This is a genomic window from Hansschlegelia beijingensis, assembly GCF_045505405.1.
In the GTDB taxonomy this organism is placed as follows: domain Bacteria; phylum Pseudomonadota; class Alphaproteobacteria; order Rhizobiales; family Methylopilaceae; genus Methylopila; species Methylopila beijingensis_A.
The window spans coordinates 1-522 of record NZ_JBJKEX010000739.1 but is presented as its reverse complement, the minus strand read 5'-3'; the positions used below and the strand labels follow the sequence as shown (position 1 = coordinate 522).

General features: G+C 69.9%; 1 pseudogene. It reads right to left on the bottom strand.

Going from position 1 to position 522, the window contains the following annotated elements:
* Positions 1-522 (bottom strand): annotated as a pseudogene (locus ACIKT0_RS19925) (IS5 family transposase); the annotation flags it as partial.

The following is a 522-nucleotide window of genomic DNA, read 5'->3' as shown; positions in this document are numbered from 1 at the left end:
GCGGCGAGGAAGCTGGTGGCGTTACGGTCGTAGCGGGTTGCGACGCGTCGGAAGTCTTTGAGGCGGCAGAACATGCGCTCGATGGCGTTGCGGTCGCGGTAGAGAACCGGCGAGAAGCAGGGCTTCCAGCGGCGGTTGGACTTCGGCGGGATGTTGGGCGTGACGCCGGCGGCTTCGGCCTGACGGCGGATGGCGTCGCTGTCGTAGCCTTTGTCGCCGTGAAGCATCCGGGCGGCGGGAAGTTCGGCCAGCAGCGTCGCTCCGGCCGAGCAGTCCGCGACCTGGCCGCCGGTCAGCAGGAAGGCGATCGGCCGGCCTTGTCGATCCGTGAGCGCGTGGATCTTGGTGGTGCGCCCTCCGCGGGAGCGCCCGACCGCCTGGTTGCGCTCCCCCCTTTACCGCCGGCCGCTGAGCGGTGGGCCTTCACGGCTGAGCTGTCGATCATGACGTGCGCCGGCGGTCCGGCCTCGGCTGCAAGCGTCAGGAACAGCTTGCGCCACACGCCTTTGACGGCCCAGCGGA